Source organism: [Bacillus] selenitireducens MLS10 (assembly GCF_000093085.1).
Classification (GTDB): Bacteria; Bacillota; Bacilli; order Bacillales; family Salisediminibacteriaceae; genus Salisediminibacterium; species Salisediminibacterium selenitireducens.
Map to the genome: position 1 here is coordinate 84,770 of NC_014219.1, position 16,886 is coordinate 101,655.

Below are 16,886 nucleotides of genomic sequence, written 5' to 3' on the forward strand. Positions count from 1 at the left end.
GGAATGGATAAAGTGTTTGTCGAAGGCATGAAATTTTACGGGTATCACGGAGCATACCGTGCGGAGAACGAGCTTGGACAGCGTTTTGAAGCGGACGTGCTGATGGAGATGGATTCAAAGAAAGCGGCGGAGACCGATGCCCTTGAAGATACCGTCAACTATGCCCTCGTCTATGAAACGGTCCGGGATATTATCGAAGGGGAAGCGGTCAACCTCGTGGAGACCCTGGCAAACCGCGTGGCAGACGATATTCTCCGCAAGTTTCATCTTGTGGAAGCCTGCACGGTTAAGGTGACCAAGCCGGACCCGCCGATCCCGGGGCATTATGATGCGGTGGCCGTTCAGGTAAGAAGGAGCCGGGATCACCATGCACACTGATGCGGCAAAGCATGCTTTTATCGCGTTCGGCTCCAATCAGGGGGAGCGGATCGATTGTCTGAAGAAAGCCCTGAAGGCCTTGAGCGACCACCCCGACCTGTCGCTGGTGGACGTTTCTGCGATCTATGAGACGGCCCCTGTCGGCATGACCGATCAGCCGTCTTTTTTAAATATGGTCGCGGTCTTCCACTCGAAGCTGACTGCCGAAGCACTTTTGAACGTGACCCAGTCGATTGAACAGGACGGGGGGCGTGAGCGCAAGGAGCGGTGGGGTCCGCGAACCATTGATCTCGATATCCTCCGTCACGGAACCGATACGGTCGATACGGCGCATTTGCAAATCCCGCATCCGCGTATGATGGAGCGGGCTTTTGTCCTGGTTCCGCTTCTCGATGTGGCCCATCACGATCCTGCTCTATGCGAAGATACACTGCACGAGGCCCTCAAAGGATGCGCTGACAGAGCGGACGTCAAGCGGATTTCTGACGGGCTGCCGGACGTGGATGCATGAACGGATTCCGCTATTTCAATCAAGAGGTGACAACATGACTTTATCAATTGGAGAGATTACCCTGAAGAATCCCGTAGTACTCGCGCCTATGGCCGGGGTATGCAACCCTGCCTTTCGCCTGATTGCCAAAGAATTCGGCACAGGACTCGTTTGTGCGGAAATGGTCAGTGACAAGGCGATTCTTCATCAGAATAAACGTTCCATCAATATGTTGTATGTGGCTGAGCGGGAAAAGCCGCTCAGCCTGCAAATTTTCGGGGGGACGAAAGAGACCCTTGTGGAAGCGGCGAAAATCGTCGACACCCAGACGAACGCGGACATTATTGATATCAACATGGGCTGTCCGGTCCCGAAAGTGACGTCCTGTGACGCAGGTGCCCGCTGGCTGTTAAATCCCGACCGGATCTATGAGATGGTCGACGCCGTCGTACAGGCAGTCGACAAGCCTGTCACCGTCAAAATGCGCAAAGGCTGGGATGACGATACCGTCTACGCCGTTGACAATGCGAAAGCTGTAGAAGCAGCGGGAGGAAAAGCGATTGCCCTGCACGGGCGTACCCGCGTGCAGATGTATGAAGGCGAAGCGGACTGGTCCATCATCAAAACGGTCAAAGAGGCTGTCGGTATTCCGATTATCGGAAATGGCGATGTGCAGACCCCGGAAGATGCCAAACGCATGATGACGGAAACAGGAGCAGACGGTGTTATGATCGGCCGCGCAGCCCTCGGTAATCCATGGATGCTCTACAGAACGATTCATTTCCTTGAAACCGGCGAAAACATCGCCGAGCCTTCACCGGAAGAAAAGATGAGGGTGGCGATTCTGCATATGGATCGCCTCATTGATTGGAAGGGTGAACGTGTCGCCGTGAAAGAAATGCGTAAGCACGCTTCGTATTACATGAGAGGGATCCGCGGGGCGGCGAAGCTCCGTGATCAGGTCAATCAGATGGAAACCCGCGAAGAGATGGCGGGCGTCATGGAAAGGATTGGCCTGCTCGATCAGGAACGGATACCTGCCGGCGGATCATGACACAGCCGGTAAAGTTGACAAGGGGGTTAAACTCTCCTATAATACGTTGAGATTATGGAGACTGTCAGTTACGGCTGGCAGTTTTTTCAGACTGCATGTCAGTGTTCGACAGCCGGTGTCCTCCCGGCAGAGAGATCAATCAGAAGAGGCAGGAAAACAGAGAAGGAGATGGTAATCGTGACACATGAATTTGATGCAACGGATCAGCTGCAGGTGCGAAGAGAGAAACTACAGAACCTCCTTGACCTTGGCATGGATCCGTTCGGCTCAAAGTTTGAACGTTCACATATGGCTCAGCCATTGCATGACGACTATGAAGAAGTGGAGAAAGATGAACTGGCGGACAAGGACATTAAGGTGACCCTTGGCGGCCGGATCATGACCAAACGCGGGAAAGGCAAGGCCGGATTTGCCCACGTGCAGGATCTGACCGGGCAGATCCAGATTTATGTCCGTAAAGACCAGGTCGGTGACGAGGCCTATGAGCTGTTTACGAAAACAGATATCGGAGACATCGTCGGCGTATCGGGTGTTCTCTTTAAAACCAAAGTGGGCGAGCTGTCGATTAAAGTGTCATCGTTTGAAATGCTGACCAAATCCCTGCGTCCGTTACCGGATAAATATCACGGCCTCAAGGATGTGGAGCAGCGTTACCGGCAGCGGTATCTCGACCTGATCGTGAATCCGGAAGTGCGCGATACCTTTGTGTTACGCAGTAAAATCCTGCAATCCATGCGTCGTTACCTCGATGATCACGGTTATCTTGAAGTGGAGACGCCAATGATGCATGCCATTCCGGGCGGAGCCTCGGCGAAACCGTTTATCACACATCACAATGCCCTCGACATGACGCTTTATATGCGAATCGCCATTGAGCTTCACTTGAAGCGACTCATCGTCGGCGGCCTTGAGAAAGTGTACGAAATCGGACGTGTATTCCGTAATGAAGGGGTCTCGACCCGCCATAACCCGGAATTCACCATGATCGAACTGTATGAAGCGTATGCCGATTATCATGATGTGATGGCACTGACTGAAAATCTGATCGCCCATATTGCCCAAGATGTTCTTGGAACGACGAAAGTGCATTATGGCGATAGTGAGATTGATCTTGAGCCGAAATGGCGCCGGCTTCATATGGTTGATGCCATTAAAGAAGAGACGGGCGTTGATTTCTGGCAGGAGATGACCGATGAAGAAGCCCGTGATCTTGCGAAGAAACATGGCGTGCCTCATAAAGACACGATGAAATTCGGTCACATTGTGAACGAATTCTTTGAGCACTTCATTGAAGAGAAACTGATTGAACCGACGTTTGTTTACGGACACCCGCTTGATATTTCGCCTTTGGCGAAGAAGAACGATGAGGATCCGCGCTTTACGGATCGTTTTGAATTGTTTATTGTCGGACGGGAGCATGCCAATGCATTCTCTGAGCTGAATGACCCTGTTGATCAGCGTGCCCGGTTTGAAGCTCAGCTTCTCGAGCGTGAGCAGGGAGACGATGAAGCCCATATGATGGATGAAGACTTTGTTGAATCTTTGGAGTATGGATTACCGCCAACCGGAGGACTCGGCATCGGGATTGACCGTCTCGTCATGCTGTTGACGAATTCACCATCAATCCGGGACGTTCTGCTGTTCCCGCAAATGAGAAACAGTCAGCCATCCGGCGAACAGGAATCTTAATCTGTCTGATCAGGGGCCTTCGCAGTGAGATCTGCGGAGGCTTTTTCTTTTGCAGTAAAAAATAATTGATAAATATTAAAATAAGAGTTGCATGAACGAAAGGGATCGTGATATATTACTTCTTGTCGCTCGTTATTGATTTCGTTTCACCGAAGCGAATGACTTCGGACAGATGCTTCAACAAAAATTAAAAAGTTTTTGAAAAAAGTGTTGACGAAAAAAACATCGGGTGATATATTTATAAAGTCGCCAAAACAGCGACAGACATTTTTGACCTTTGAAAACTAAACAAAAACCAAGCAAAAAAAGTGGGATATATGAATAAGATATCCCGTCAATTAAAATCCAGTGTTTTCATCGATACTGGTATGATGCTAGCGCATCAAACTCAACTTTATTGGAGAGTTTGATCCTGGCTCAGGACGAACGCTGGCGGCATGCCTAATACATGCAAGTCGAGCGCAGGAAGCTTTCTGAAGCCTTCGGGTGGACGAAAGTGGAATGAGCGGCGGACGGGTGAGTAACACGTGGGCAACCTGCCCTGCAGACCGGGACAACCTCGTGAAAATGAGGCTAATACCGGATGACCATTGGCACCGCATGGTGCCGATGTAAAAGAGGGGATTCGTCCTCTCACTGCAGGATGGGCCCGCGGCGCATTAGCTAGTTGGTGAGGTAAGGGCTCACCAAGGCGACGATGCGTAGCCGACCTGAGAGGGTGATCGGCCACACTGGGACTGAGACACGGCCCAGACTCCTACGGGAGGCAGCAGTAGGGAATCATCCGCAATGGGCGAAAGCCTGACGGTGCAATGCCGCGTGAACGATGAAGGTTCTCGGATCGTAAAGTTCTGTTATGAGGGAAGAACAAGTGCCGTTTGAATAAGGCGGCACCTTGACGGTACCTCACGAGAAAGCCCCGGCTAACTACGTGCCAGCAGCCGCGGTAATACGTAGGGGGCAAGCGTTGTCCGGAATTATTGGGCGTAAAGCGCGCGCAGGCGGTCTCTTAAGTCTGATGTGAAAGCCCACGGCTCAACCGTGGAGGGTCATTGGAAACTGGGAGACTTGAGTGTAAGAGAGGAAAGTGGAATTCCACGTGTAGCGGTGAAATGCGTAGATATGTGGAGGAACACCAGTGGCGAAGGCGACTTTCTGGCTTACAACTGACGCTGAGGCGCGAAAGCGTGGGGAGCAAACAGGATTAGATACCCTGGTAGTCCACGCCGTAAACGATGAGTGCTAGGTGTTAGGGGTTTCGATACCCTTAGTGCCGAAGTTAACACATTAAGCACTCCGCCTGGGGAGTACGGCCGCAAGGCTGAAACTCAAAGGAATTGACGGGGGCCCGCACAAGCAGTGGAGCATGTGGTTTAATTCGAAGCAACGCGAAGAACCTTACCAGGTCTTGACATCCTCTGAACATCCAGGAGACTGGATTTTCCCCTTCGGGGGACAGAGTGACAGGTGGTGCATGGTTGTCGTCAGCTCGTGTCGTGAGATGTTGGGTTAAGTCCCGCAACGAGCGCAACCCCTGATCTTAGTTGCCAGCATTCAGTTGGGCACTCTAAGGTGACTGCCGGTGATAAACCGGAGGAAGGTGGGGATGACGTCAAATCATCATGCCCCTTATGACCTGGGCTACACACGTGCTACAATGGATGGTACAATGGGTTGCGAAGCCGCGAGGTGAAGCCAATCCCATAAAGCCATTCTCAGTTCGGATTGCAGGCTGCAACTCGCCTGCATGAAGCCGGAATTGCTAGTAATCGCGGATCAGCATGCCGCGGTGAATACGTTCCCGGGCCTTGTACACACCGCCCGTCACACCACGAGAGTTTGTAACACCCGAAGTCGGTGAGGTAACCTTTTGGAGCCAGCCGCCGAAGGTGGGACAGATGATTGGGGTGAAGTCGTAACAAGGTATCCGTACCGGAAGGTGCGGATGGATCACCTCCTTTCTAAGGAGACTTGCTGGAAACCTCCGGTTTTCAGATAAGCTCAACCTTTTTACTTTTGCCTCTGGTTTTTGTTTAGTTTTGAAGGGTTAAAACCATACCTTCAACATTAAGAATTCTCATGATGGGCCTATAGCTCAGCTGGTTAGAGCGCACGCCTGATAAGCGTGAGGTCGGTGGTTCGAGTCCACTTAGGCCCACCATTATTGAGTTTTTTCTTTGTTTTAAGGGGCCTTAGCTCAGCTGGGAGAGCGCCTGCTTTGCACGCAGGAGGTCAGCGGTTCGATCCCGCTAGGCTCCACCAATTTCACTCATGCCTTCAGGCGTGGGGTTGTGACCTTTGAAAACTGAATAACGAAATGACGAAACATCATGAATCACCGGTGAATCAACTATTTGAAACCTATTCAGATAGAGAGGAACCGAGTGTCTTGAATTCAAACGTTAAGGTTAAAACGACGCCAAAAGAAAGTCCGTCGCAAGGCGGAAAATGGTTAAGCAAGAAAGGGCGCACGGTGGATACCTTGGCACTAGGAGCCGATGAAGGACGGGACGAACACCGATATGCTTCGGGGAGCTGTAAGTAAGCGTTGATCCGGAGATTTCCGAATGGGGGAACCCACCATCCGTAATGGGATGGGATCCATACCTGAATCCATAGGGTAATGGAAGGCAGACCCGGGGAACTGAAACATCTTAGTACCCGGAGGAAGAGAAAGCAAATGCGATTTCCTGAGTAGCGGCGAGCGAAACGGAATCAGCCCAAACCGAAAGGCTTGCCTTTCGGGGTTGTAGGACACTCCATTGGAGTTACAAAGAGAGAGCGTAGGTGAAGCGGCCTGGAAAGGCCCGCGGGACAAGGTAACAGCCCTGTAGCCGAAACGCCCTCTCCTCCGGAGTGGATCCTGAGTACGGCGGGACACGTGAAACCCCGTCGGAATCCGGGAGGACCATCTCCCAAGGCTAAATACTTCCTAGTGACCGATAGTGAACCAGTACCGTGAGGGAAAGGTGAAAAGCACCCCGGGAGGGGAGTGAAACAGATCTTGAAACCGTGTGCCTACAAGTAGTTGGAGCCCGTTAATGGGTGACAGCGTGCCTTTTGTAGAATGAACCGGCGAGTTGTGATCACGTGCAAGGTTAAGCTGAAGAGGCGGAGCCGCAGCGAAAGCGAGTCTGAACAGGGCGAATAAGTACGTGGTTGCAGACCCGAAACCAGGTGATCTACCCATGTCCAGGGTGAAGTTCAGGTAACACTGAATGGAGGCCCGAACCCACGCACGTTGAAAAGTGCGGGGATGAGGTGTGGGTAGGGGTGAAATGCCAATCGAACCTGGAGATAGCTGGTTCTCCCCGAAATAGCTTTAGGGCTAGCCTCGAGGGAAGAGTATTGGAGGTAGAGCACTGATTGGACTAGGGGTCCCCACAGGATTACCGAATTCAGTCAAACTCCGAATGCCAAATACTTATCCTCGGGAGTCAGACTGCGAGTGCTAAGATCCGTAGTCAAGAGGGAAACAGCCCAGACCATCAGCTAAGGTCCCCAAGTATACGTTAAGTGGAAAAGGATGTGGAGTTGCTTAGACAACCAGGATGTTGGCTTAGAAGCAGCCATCATTGAAAGAGTGCGTAATAGCTCACTGGTCGAGTGACTCTGCGCCGAAAATGTACCGGGGCTAAACGTATCACCGAAGCTATGGCTGAACACCGCAAGGTGTTCGGGGTAGGGGAGCGTTCCAGAGGCTGCGAAGCATGACCGGAAGGACATGTGGAGCGTCTGGAAGTGAGAATGCCGGTATGAGTAGCGAAAAGAGGGGTGGGAATCCCCTCCGTCGAAAGCCTAAGGTTTCCTGAGGAAGGCTCGTCCGCTCAGGGTTAGTCGGGTCCTAAGCCGAGGCTGAAAAGCGTAGGCGATGGCAAACAGGTTGATATTCCTGTACCACCACGTTTCCATTTGAGCAATGGGGGGACGCAGGAAGATAGGGTAAGCGCACCGCTGGTCGTGTGCGTCGAAGCAGTGAGGCTGGTTACGAGGCAAATCCCGTAACCGTAAGGTTGAGCTGTGATCGCGAGTGAAATTACAGTAGCGAAGTTCCTGATTCTACACTGCCAAGAAAAGCCTCTAGCGAGGAAACAGGTGCCCGTACCGCAAACCGACACAGGTAGGCGGGAAGAGAATTCTAAGACGCGCGGGAGAACTCTCGTTAAGGAACTCGGCAAAATGACTCCGTAACTTCGGGAGAAGGAGTGCTCCCCAGGGTGAACAGCCTGGGGGAGCCGCAGTGAATAGGCCCAAACGACTGTTTATCAAAAACACAGGTCTCTGCGAAGCCGCAAGGCGAAGTATAGGGGCTGACACCTGCCCGGTGCTGGAAGGTTAAGAGGTGGGGTTATCCTTCGGGAGAAGCTCTGAATTGAAGCCCCAGTAAACGGCGGCCGTAACTATAACGGTCCTAAGGTAGCGAAATTCCTTGTCGGGTAAGTTCCGACCCGCACGAAAGGTGCAACGATTTGGGCACTGTCTCAACGAGAGACCCGGTGAAATTATATTACCTGTGAAGATGCAGGTTACCCGCGACAGGACGGAAAGACCCCATGGAGCTTTACTGCAGCTTGATATTGGATTTTGGTACAGCTTGTACAGGATAGGTAGGAGCCTTGGAAACCGGAGCGCCAGCTTCGGTGGAGGCATTGGTGGGATACTACCCTTGCTGTACTGAAATTCTAACCTCGAACCGTGATCCGGTTCAGGGACAGTGTCTGGTGGGCAGTTTGACTGGGGCGGTCGCCTCCTAAAGAGTAACGGAGGCGCCCAAAGGTTCCCTCAGAATGGTTGGAAATCATTCGCAGAGTGCAAAGGCATAAGGGAGCTTGACTGCGAGACATACAGGTCGAGCAGGGACGAAAGTCGGGCTTAGTGATCCGGCGGCACCGTATGGAAGGGCCGTCGCTCAACGGATAAAAGCTACCCTGGGGATAACAGGCTAATCTCTCCCAAGAGTCCACATCGACGGGGAGGTTTGGCACCTCGATGTCGGCTCGTCGCATCCTGGGGCTGAAGTAGGTCCCAAGGGTTGGGCTGTTCGCCCATTAAAGCGGCACGCGAGCTGGGTTCAGAACGTCGTGAGACAGTTCGGTCCCTATCCGTCGCGGGCGTAGGAAATTTGAGAGGAGCTGTCCTTAGTACGAGAGGACCGGGATGGACACACCGCTGGTGTACCAGTTGTTCCGCCAGGAGCATCGCTGGGTAGCTACGTGTGGACGGGATAAGTGCTGAAAGCATCTAAGCATGAAGCCCCCCTCAAGATGAGATTTCCCATCACTTCGGTGAGTAAGATCCCTCAGAGACGATGAGGTAGATAGGTCACGTGTGGAAGCATAGCGATATGTGGAGCTGAGTGATACTAATCGATCGAGGGCTTAACCAAAGGTTAAGCGAAGTTTATTAACACACGAAGGACAGACACGGATTCATGATCCCGTCATATGCGTTATTCAGTTTTGAGTGGTTACACTCAATTTCATAGTCTGGTGGCGACAGCGAAGAGGTCACACCCGTTCCCATGCCGAACACGGAAGTTAAGCTCTTCAGCGCCGATGATAGTTGGGGGCTGTCCCCCTGTGAAAGTAGGACGTCGCCAGGCTTTGATTATAATGGAGGATTAGCTCAGTTGGGAGAGCATCTGCCTTACAAGCAGGGGGTCGGCGGTTCGAGCCCGTCATCCTCCACCATTATCATTTGCTGGCCTAGCTCAATTGGTAGAGCAACTGACTTGTAATCAGTAGGTTGGGGGTTCAAGTCCTCTGGCCAGCACCACTTTTGAGAGCCATTAGCTCAGTTGGTAGAGCATCTGACTTTTAATCAGAGGGTCGAAGGTTCGAGTCCTTCATGGCTCACCATTTTTCATTTGAATACGCGGGTGTGGCGGAATTGGCAGACGCGCTAGAATCAGGCTCTAGTGTCTTAACGGACGTGGAGGTTCGAGTCCTCTCACCCGCACCATTTTTAACATACTCGTTTTATACAGGCGGGAATAGCTCAGTGGTAGAGCACCACCTTGCCAAGGTGGGGGTCGCGGGTTCGAATCCCGTTTCCCGCTCCATTTACATGCTCGTCTTCTGTGCGCCGGGGTGGTGGAATTGGTAGACACACAGGACTTAAAATCCTGCGGTCCTCAAAGACCGTGCCGGTTCGAGTCCGGCCCTCGGTACCAAGAATATATTTATACTATGCGCCCTTAGCTCAGCTGGATAGAGTGTTTGACTACGAATCAAAAGGTCGGGAGTTCGAATCTCTCAGGGCGCGCCATATTTCGGGAAGTAGCTCAGCTTGGTAGAGCACTTGGTTTGGGACCAAGGGGTCGCAGGTTCGAATCCTGTCTTCCCGACCATTTTCAACATAATCCATATGGGGCCTTAGCTCAGCTGGGAGAGCGCCTGCTTTGCACGCAGGAGGTCAGCGGTTCGATCCCGCTAGGCTCCACCAAATTTGACCTTTGAAAACTAAACAAAAACCAAGCAAAAAAGTGGGATATATGAATAAGATATCCCGTCAATTAAAATCCAGTATTTTCATCGATACTGGTATGATGCTAGCGCATCAAACTCAACTTTATTGGAGAGTTTGATCCTGGCTCAGGACGAACGCTGGCGGCATGCCTAATACATGCAAGTCGAGCGCAGGAAGCTTTCTGAAGCCTTCGGGTGGACGAAAGTGGAATGAGCGGCGGACGGGTGAGTAACACGTGGGCAACCTGCCCTGCAGACCGGGACAACCTCGTGAAAATGAGGCTAATACCGGATGACCATTGGCACCGCATGGTGCCGATGTAAAAGAGGGGATTCGTCCTCTCACTGCAGGATGGGCCCGCGGCGCATTAGCTAGTTGGTGAGGTAAGGGCTCACCAAGGCGACGATGCGTAGCCGACCTGAGAGGGTGATCGGCCACACTGGGACTGAGACACGGCCCAGACTCCTACGGGAGGCAGCAGTAGGGAATCATCCGCAATGGGCGAAAGCCTGACGGTGCAATGCCGCGTGAACGATGAAGGTTCTCGGATCGTAAAGTTCTGTTATGAGGGAAGAACAAGTGCCGTTTGAATAAGGCGGCACCTTGACGGTACCTCACGAGAAAGCCCCGGCTAACTACGTGCCAGCAGCCGCGGTAATACGTAGGGGGCAAGCGTTGTCCGGAATTATTGGGCGTAAAGCGCGCGCAGGCGGTCTCTTAAGTCTGATGTGAAAGCCCACGGCTCAACCGTGGAGGGTCATTGGAAACTGGGAGACTTGAGTGTAAGAGAGGAAAGTGGAATTCCACGTGTAGCGGTGAAATGCGTAGATATGTGGAGGAACACCAGTGGCGAAGGCGACTTTCTGGCTTACAACTGACGCTGAGGCGCGAAAGCGTGGGGAGCAAACAGGATTAGATACCCTGGTAGTCCACGCCGTAAACGATGAGTGCTAGGTGTTAGGGGTTTCGATACCCTTAGTGCCGAAGTTAACACATTAAGCACTCCGCCTGGGGAGTACGGCCGCAAGGCTGAAACTCAAAGGAATTGACGGGGGCCCGCACAAGCAGTGGAGCATGTGGTTTAATTCGAAGCAACGCGAAGAACCTTACCAGGTCTTGACATCCTCTGAACATCCAGGAGACTGGACTTTCCCCTTCGGGGGACAGAGTGACAGGTGGTGCATGGTTGTCGTCAGCTCGTGTCGTGAGATGTTGGGTTAAGTCCCGCAACGAGCGCAACCCCTGATCTTAGTTGCCAGCATTCAGTTGGGCACTCTAAGGTGACTGCCGGTGATAAACCGGAGGAAGGTGGGGATGACGTCAAATCATCATGCCCCTTATGACCTGGGCTACACACGTGCTACAATGGATGGTACAATGGGTTGCGAAGCCGCGAGGTGAAGCCAATCCCATAAAGCCATTCTCAGTTCGGATTGCAGGCTGCAACTCGCCTGCATGAAGCCGGAATTGCTAGTAATCGCGGATCAGCATGCCGCGGTGAATACGTTCCCGGGCCTTGTACACACCGCCCGTCACACCACGAGAGTTTGTAACACCCGAAGTCGGTGAGGTAACCTTTTGGAGCCAGCCGCCGAAGGTGGGACAGATGATTGGGGTGAAGTCGTAACAAGGTATCCGTACCGGAAGGTGCGGATGGATCACCTCCTTTCTAAGGAGACTTGCTGAAAACCTCCGGTTTTCAGATAAGCTCAACCTTTTTACTTTTGCCTCTGGTTTTTTGTTTAGTTTTGAAGGGTTAAACACTCTTCAGGTTTTTGTGACCTTTGAAAACTGAATAACGAAATGACGAAACATCATGAATCACCGGTGAATCAACTATTTGAAACCTATTCAGGTAGAGAGGAACCGAGTGTCTTGAATTCAAACGTTAAGGTTAAAACGACGCCAAAAGAAAGTCCGTCGCAAGGCGGAAAATGGTTAAGCAAGAAAGGGCGCACGGTGGATACCTTGGCACTAGGAGCCGATGAAGGACGGGACGAACACCGATATGCTTCGGGGAGCTGTAAGTAAGCGTTGATCCGGAGATTTCCGAATGGGGGAACCCACCATCCGTAATGGGATGGGATCCATACCTGAATCCATAGGGTAATGGAAGGCAGACCCGGGGAACTGAAACATCTTAGTACCCGGAGGAAGAGAAAGCAAATGCGATTTCCTGAGTAGCGGCGAGCGAAACGGAATCAGCCCAAACCGAAAGGCTTGCCTTTCGGGGTTGTAGGACACTCCATTGGAGTTACAAAGAGAGAGCGTAGGTGAAGCGGCCTGGAAAGGCCCGCGGGACAAGGTAACAGCCCTGTAGCCGAAACGCCCTCTCCTCCGGAGTGGATCCTGAGTACGGCGGGACACGTGAAACCCCGTCGGAATCCGGGAGGACCATCTCCCAAGGCTAAATACTTCCTAGTGACCGATAGTGAACCAGTACCGTGAGGGAAAGGTGAAAAGCACCCCGGGAGGGGAGTGAAACAGATCTTGAAACCGTGTGCCTACAAGTAGTTGGAGCCCGTTAATGGGTGACAGCGTGCCTTTTGTAGAATGAACCGGCGAGTTGTGATCACGTGCAAGGTTAAGCTGAAGAGGCGGAGCCGCAGCGAAAGCGAGTCTGAACAGGGCGAATAAGTACGTGGTTGCAGACCCGAAACCAGGTGATCTACCCATGTCCAGGGTGAAGTTCAGGTAACACTGAATGGAGGCCCGAACCCACGCACGTTGAAAAGTGCGGGGATGAGGTGTGGGTAGGGGTGAAATGCCAATCGAACCTGGAGATAGCTGGTTCTCCCCGAAATAGCTTTAGGGCTAGCCTCGAGGGAAGAGTATTGGAGGTAGAGCACTGATTGGACTAGGGGTCCCCACAGGATTACCGAATTCAGTCAAACTCCGAATGCCAAATACTTATCCTCGGGAGTCAGACTGCGAGTGCTAAGATCCGTAGTCAAGAGGGAAACAGCCCAGACCATCAGCTAAGGTCCCCAAGTATACGTTAAGTGGAAAAGGATGTGGAGTTGCTTAGACAACCAGGATGTTGGCTTAGAAGCAGCCATCATTGAAAGAGTGCGTAATAGCTCACTGGTCGAGTGACTCTGCGCCGAAAATGTACCGGGGCTAAACGTATCACCGAAGCTATGGCTGAACACCGCAAGGTGTTCGGGGTAGGGGAGCGTTCCAGAGGCTGCGAAGCATGACCGGAAGGACATGTGGAGCGTCTGGAAGTGAGAATGCCGGTATGAGTAGCGAAAAGAGGGGTGGGAATCCCCTCCGTCGAAAGCCTAAGGTTTCCTGAGGAAGGCTCGTCCGCTCAGGGTTAGTCGGGTCCTAAGCCGAGGCTGAAAAGCGTAGGCGATGGCAAACAGGTTGATATTCCTGTACCACCACGTTTCCATTTGAGCAATGGGGGGACGCAGGAAGATAGGGTAAGCGCACCGCTGGTCGTGTGCGTCGAAGCAGTGAGGCTGGTTACGAGGCAAATCCCGTAACCGTAAGGTTGAGCTGTGATCGCGAGTGAAATTACAGTAGCGAAGTTCCTGATTCTACACTGCCAAGAAAAGCCTCTAGCGAGGAAACAGGTGCCCGTACCGCAAACCGACACAGGTAGGCGGGAAGAGAATTCTAAGACGCGCGGGAGAACTCTCGTTAAGGAACTCGGCAAAATGACTCCGTAACTTCGGGAGAAGGAGTGCTCCCCAGGGTGAACAGCCTGGGGGAGCCGCAGTGAATAGGCCCAAACGACTGTTTATCAAAAACACAGGTCTCTGCGAAGCCGCAAGGCGAAGTATAGGGGCTGACACCTGCCCGGTGCTGGAAGGTTAAGAGGTGGGGTTATCCTTCGGGAGAAGCTCTGAATTGAAGCCCCAGTAAACGGCGGCCGTAACTATAACGGTCCTAAGGTAGCGAAATTCCTTGTCGGGTAAGTTCCGACCCGCACGAAAGGTGCAACGATTTGGGCACTGTCTCAACGAGAGACCCGGTGAAATTATATTACCTGTGAAGATGCAGGTTACCCGCGACAGGACGGAAAGACCCCATGGAGCTTTACTGCAGCTTGATATTGGATTTTGGTACAGCTTGTACAGGATAGGTAGGAGCCTTGGAAACCGGAGCGCCAGCTTCGGTGGAGGCATTGGTGGGATACTACCCTTGCTGTACTGAAATTCTAACCTCGAACCGTGATCCGGTTCAGGGACAGTGTCTGGTGGGCAGTTTGACTGGGGCGGTCGCCTCCTAAAGAGTAACGGAGGCGCCCAAAGGTTCCCTCAGAATGGTTGGAAATCATTCGCAGAGTGCAAAGGCATAAGGGAGCTTGACTGCGAGACATACAGGTCGAGCAGGGACGAAAGTCGGGCTTAGTGATCCGGCGGCACCGTATGGAAGGGCCGTCGCTCAACGGATAAAAGCTACCCTGGGGATAACAGGCTAATCTCTCCCAAGAGTCCACATCGACGGGGAGGTTTGGCACCTCGATGTCGGCTCGTCGCATCCTGGGGCTGAAGTAGGTCCCAAGGGTTGGGCTGTTCGCCCATTAAAGCGGCACGCGAGCTGGGTTCAGAACGTCGTGAGACAGTTCGGTCCCTATCCGTCGCGGGCGTAGGAAATTTGAGAGGAGCTGTCCTTAGTACGAGAGGACCGGGATGGACACACCGCTGGTGTACCAGTTGTTCCGCCAGGAGCATCGCTGGGTAGCTACGTGTGGACGGGATAAGTGCTGAAAGCATCTAAGCATGAAGCCCCCCTCAAGATGAGATTTCCCATCACTTCGGTGAGTAAGATCCCTCAGAGACGATGAGGTAGATAGGTCACGTGTGGAAGCATAGCGATATGTGGAGCTGAGTGATACTAATCGATCGAGGGCTTAACCAAAGGTTAAGCGAAGTTTATTAACACACGAAGGACAGACACGGATTCATGATCCCGTCATATGCGTTATTCAGTTTTGAGTGGTTACACTCAATTTCATAGTCTGGTGGCGACAGCGAAGAGGTCACACCCGTTCCCATGCCGAACACGGAAGTTAAGCTCTTCAGCGCCGATGATAGTTGGGGGCTGTCCCCCTGTGAAAGTAGGACGTCGCCGGGCACTTCAACCATCTCTCTGATTGTTCAGGGGGATGGTTTATTGTGTGTAGATAAAAGGTAATCAAACGGTCACGAAAAAGCAGGATATTCCCTTTGGAATGTCCTGCTTGGTGTGTTCAGCTTCTATTGCATAAACCAATACCACAGCGCCGTTAAGAGCACTGCCTGCAAGGCCGTCAGTTGAAGGTCTTTTTTCCAGGGGCGTTTCGTTACGAAAGACATCGCCCGCAAAAGGGCAAACAGGATCAGCCAGAAAATCAGGACGACGAGTAAAAAAGAGAGCACGCGCATCACACCTTTCTTTATCACGATCTGAGTCGAACGTTTTTGTTTAAGGAGAGTTTATGATCATTATACATGGAAATGATCAAGTACGGTACAGTCAACGACCCACCACTTAACGACCTCACGGTCTGTTTGAAGTGGGGGCTTGTAACTACCCAATAGTGCAAGCGGTCTTACGACCTCCTATCTTAGCATGGTGTCACATCAGGGCAGGTTGACAGCTACCCAACCACCCGAATCATGTTCGGGCAGTTTCTTCAACGATGTACGCAATTCCTTTTCGTTGAAGGTTCATCGCACCGATACGATCATCATTTGATGTGTACTGGCACGTTTGACAACAGAACGTATGCGTTTTTTTGTTTCGGTTCGCTTTTTCCGTATGCCCGCATTTCGGACACGTCTGCGACGTGTATCCAGGATCAACGGCAATGCCCAAAGCACCTGTTTTCTGTGCTTTGTATGCAATCTTTTGACGAAGATCATAGAACGACCACGAAACAGTCTGATAACGGTCTTTGACACGTACTTTCTCTGTGGCGTTTCGGACACCAGTTAAATCTTCCATCACAAACAGGGTGTCTTTTCCGTACTGTTCAACGAGTGCCTTACTGATGCAGTGATTGATGTCCTGCATCCAACGGTTTTCTCGTTGACCGATCTTCTTTAATTTTCTACGGGCAGACGGCGTTTGCTTTTGTTGAAGTTCCTTAAGCATCTGTTTGTACTTGGCACGTTGATGTTTAATCTGTTTGTCATTAAAGAAGCGTGTTTGACCGTTTGAATCATACGTTGTGGCGGTGAAGTTCACGCCCATATCAATACCGACAACTTGATTGATGTTAGCGAGATTCGCTTCTTGAATGTCCTTTGATACAGAGATATGGAGAAACCATTTGCCGTATTTATGAACCAACTTTGCCGTGCCAAACGTCCACGTACCGTCAAAGTACGGTTCAAGTCCTTCCAGTGTGTTGACTTAGAACAAACCTTTCGTCAGTGAATAATCTCGGTTAAAAACGAGGTCAAACTGCGGTTTATTAAACTGTACTTGTGGTCGTTCGTGACCGTTGCTCTGATTCGTTTTGTATGTTGCGATCACCGTCTTTAAGGCCGACTGTGCCATTTGTGATTTCAAGCCGAACGTGGAACGAAGTTCTCTGTACGTTCGCTTATGGAGTTTTGCTTGTACAAGCGTATTTTTATTGAATACCACTTCCGACACAGCGTTGCAAGCATCACGATAAGCGGAAGCCGTTTTACGGAGTATATCTTCTTGCTCGACAGTCGGTACGATTTTCGTTTTTGCTGTTAAAGTCAGTAGTGAAAATACAAGGAGGAAGGTGGAAGGCAAGGTGTTGGCTTTCGCCAACGGCAATTCCTCCTCCACCTACACTTACGCTAAGAGGTGGGGGTATCCTTGCCGAAAACGATG

General features: G+C 51.7%; 5 protein-coding genes, 11 tRNA genes, 6 rRNA genes and 1 pseudogene. 21 read left to right on the plus strand and 2 right to left on the minus strand.

The features are described 5' to 3' along the window. Positions 1–3 precede the first annotated feature (3 nt). From folB to rrf (BSEL_RS00495), 21 genes are all read left to right on the plus strand, one after another. Positions 4–378: a dihydroneopterin aldolase gene (gene folB, locus BSEL_RS00395; RefSeq protein WP_013171054.1), complete on the plus strand. Its 375-nt coding sequence runs from the start codon at positions 4–6 to the stop codon at positions 376–378. Beyond that, positions 368–889, plus strand: coding sequence for a 2-amino-4-hydroxy-6-hydroxymethyldihydropteridine diphosphokinase (gene folK / locus BSEL_RS00400; RefSeq protein ID WP_013171055.1), 522 nt, complete (start codon positions 368–370; stop codon positions 887–889). Before folB ends, folK begins: the two co-directional genes overlap by 11 nt. A 34-nt stretch (positions 890–923) precedes the next feature. Then, positions 924–1,922: a tRNA dihydrouridine synthase DusB gene (gene dusB, locus BSEL_RS00405; protein WP_013171056.1), complete on the plus strand. Its 999-nt coding sequence runs from the start codon at positions 924–926 to the stop codon at positions 1,920–1,922. Positions 1,923–2,090: 168 nt separating this feature from the next. Beyond that, positions 2,091–3,611, plus strand: coding sequence for a lysine--tRNA ligase (gene lysS / locus BSEL_RS00410; RefSeq protein ID WP_408643025.1), 1,521 nt, complete (start codon positions 2,091–2,093; stop codon positions 3,609–3,611). A 394-nt stretch (positions 3,612–4,005) separates the two neighbouring features. Beyond that, positions 4,006–5,572, plus strand: a 16S ribosomal RNA gene (locus BSEL_RS00415). Between the two features lie 123 nt (positions 5,573–5,695). Next, positions 5,696–5,772: transfer RNA gene (locus BSEL_RS00420), tRNA-Ile, on the plus strand. Positions 5,773–5,797: 25 nt separating this feature from the next. Next, a tRNA-Ala gene (locus BSEL_RS00425) sits at positions 5,798–5,873 on the plus strand. 188 nt (positions 5,874–6,061) lie between these two features. Continuing rightward, positions 6,062–8,997: ribosomal RNA gene (locus BSEL_RS00430) — 23S ribosomal RNA — on the plus strand. Positions 8,998–9,096: 99 nt separating this feature from the next. After that, positions 9,097–9,213 (plus strand): 5S ribosomal RNA (rrf, locus tag BSEL_RS00435). A 12-nt stretch (positions 9,214–9,225) separates the two neighbouring features. Continuing rightward, a tRNA-Val gene (locus BSEL_RS00440) sits at positions 9,226–9,301 on the plus strand. A 9-nt stretch (positions 9,302–9,310) separates the two neighbouring features. Then, positions 9,311–9,386 (plus strand) — tRNA-Thr (locus tag BSEL_RS00445). Positions 9,387–9,393: 7 nt separating this feature from the next. Further along, positions 9,394–9,469 (plus strand) — tRNA-Lys (locus tag BSEL_RS00450). 16 nt (positions 9,470–9,485) lie between these two features. After that, a tRNA-Leu gene (locus tag BSEL_RS00455) sits at positions 9,486–9,572 on the plus strand. Positions 9,573–9,597: 25 nt separating this feature from the next. Continuing rightward, positions 9,598–9,672: transfer RNA gene (locus BSEL_RS00460), tRNA-Gly, on the plus strand. A 22-nt stretch (positions 9,673–9,694) separates the two neighbouring features. Then, positions 9,695–9,783, plus strand: a tRNA-Leu gene (locus tag BSEL_RS00465). An 18-nt stretch (positions 9,784–9,801) separates the two neighbouring features. Continuing rightward, a tRNA-Arg gene (locus BSEL_RS00470) sits at positions 9,802–9,878 on the plus strand. A gap of 5 nt (positions 9,879–9,883) precedes the next feature. Then, positions 9,884–9,960, plus strand: a tRNA-Pro gene (locus BSEL_RS00475). A 19-nt stretch (positions 9,961–9,979) separates the two neighbouring features. Beyond that, positions 9,980–10,055: transfer RNA gene (locus BSEL_RS00480), tRNA-Ala, on the plus strand. Between the two features lie 126 nt (positions 10,056–10,181). Next, positions 10,182–11,748: ribosomal RNA gene (locus BSEL_RS00485) — 16S ribosomal RNA — on the plus strand. 267 nt (positions 11,749–12,015) lie between these two features. Then, positions 12,016–14,951, plus strand: a 23S ribosomal RNA gene (locus BSEL_RS00490). A gap of 99 nt (positions 14,952–15,050) precedes the next feature. Continuing rightward, positions 15,051–15,167 (plus strand): 5S ribosomal RNA (gene rrf, locus BSEL_RS00495). The 16S, 23S and 5S rRNA genes sit together here with 11 tRNA genes alongside, the layout of an rRNA operon. Positions 15,168–15,289: 122 nt before the next feature. Here the strand turns inward: rrf (BSEL_RS00495) and BSEL_RS17700 are convergent. Continuing rightward, positions 15,290–15,451, minus strand: a complete 162-nt coding sequence (locus BSEL_RS17700; RefSeq protein WP_155522673.1) for a hypothetical protein — start codon at positions 15,449–15,451, stop codon at positions 15,290–15,292. Positions 15,452–15,689: 238 nt separating this feature from the next. Next, positions 15,690–16,772, minus strand: a pseudogene (locus BSEL_RS00500) (RNA-guided endonuclease InsQ/TnpB family protein). Between the last annotated feature and the right edge of the window lie 114 nt (positions 16,773–16,886).

What these genes read in the sequence shown, in the direction of transcription:
- folK (WP_013171055.1), top strand. Translation starts at nt 368, where the DNA reads ATGCACACTGATGCGGCAAAGCATGCTTTTATCGCGTTCGGCTCCAAT.
- lysS (WP_408643025.1), top strand. Translation starts at nt 2,091, where the DNA reads ATGGTAATCGTGACACATGAATTTGATGCAACGGATCAGCTGCAGGTG.
- folB (WP_013171054.1), top strand. Translation starts at nt 4, where the DNA reads ATGGATAAAGTGTTTGTCGAAGGCATGAAATTTTACGGGTATCACGGA.
- dusB (WP_013171056.1), top strand. Translation starts at nt 924, where the DNA reads ATGACTTTATCAATTGGAGAGATTACCCTGAAGAATCCCGTAGTACTC.